Genomic DNA, 1,288 nt, shown 5'->3' with positions numbered 1-1,288 from the left:
GAGAGCAATTCCTTGAATAGATGCTGGTACACAAAGGCTCTGGAGAGCCGGTAATAAATTCTTCTTTTGGTTATTTTAATGGTAGCACCTATTTTCAGCAGGTGAGTCCTAATGCTGCTGATCTGCCATTTTTTGGCTTCTTTATAAGAAGTTTTTTGGATGTTTGTCTTCAAGATCAAAAACAACTCATAAGCAAGACTACTTATAAGCAACCGGAAGAAATTTGCCCAGAAACTGTGATTGGATAGCCGATCAGAAAAGCACATGTTCTTTACTTCTTTGATGCGATTCTCGCTGGCTTCCCCTCGCTTTACATAAAAGCCAAAATAAATTTCCCGAGCCTCTTGGGCTTCCAGATTGCTAACGATATGTCTGATGTTCATGCCAAGGCCAGTACTTTCTATTTTGGAGTAACACTGTTGAGATTTGTGCCAACTGCCGGCTTTATAATCAAAGTTTATAAAGTGTTGGTGTTTTTTGCCCTTGGACTGGTAAAGAAGTTTTACCGCCCGCTCCACCCTTGCAGTCCTTCTTTTGAGCACCTCATTACTGGCAAGTCCTATGGCGTAATATAAATTGTAATCATCTGCCAATTTATAAAAGGGTGCTGAAGAGAATCCGCTATCAGCCCGAATGGTAATCTTCATCTGGGGATAAACTTTTCGGATTTTCGAAATTACCCTTCTTAATATGCCAACATACCACTTATTAGAATGACTGTTCCCGGGACGAAGTATCGGCACGATTATTTGACCGGTATCCCCATCGTGGAAAAAGAGTTCATTATACATAAACTTCCCATAGTAGCCATTGAACATGGATAGCTGCTGTTTACCGTGGGTGGGATCATCGGTGCCATCGATATCTATAATGATACTGCTGCGTCCTGTTAAACTCGATACGTACCGATCAATCCAGCCATAACATAAGGCGAAAATGGAGCGCTTATCCAAACTGTTTTCAAAACGAGAGATGGTGGGTTGAGAAGCCAAGTCCCCATCCAGAATATCTTTATACAAAGGATCGTGTTGCAGGTGAAAAACATCATTAGCATCCTCATATCCCTGCATTAGCATAAATACGCGTTGCTTTAAAAGTTTCTCTTTCGTATGGGTGACTAAGATGGGATTGCGACTATCTGGAATAAATTTACTGAAATACCTGATTAACTTGTGTTCCCGCTCTATTTTCTCCAGCAAAACCAGAGAACCATCAGAACTTATTTCTTCTGCAGAAAAATCTACGGAAATTGATTTTTTACCTCGGTAGAAAACTGTATTTTTAGTAC

Annotated in this window: 1 protein-coding gene; it reads right to left on the bottom strand. The window is 40.4% G+C overall.

The features are described from left to right. Positions 1 to 1,288 (bottom strand): IS1380 family transposase (locus tag F1E73_RS16980; RefSeq protein ID WP_150452659.1); only part of this gene is annotated, 1,288 nt, incomplete at both ends.

The organism is Arenibacter lacus (assembly GCF_008711145.1).
Lineage (GTDB): Bacteria > Bacteroidota > Bacteroidia > Flavobacteriales > Flavobacteriaceae > Arenibacter > Arenibacter amylolyticus.
This window is presented reverse-complemented; position numbering and strand designations above follow the sequence as displayed.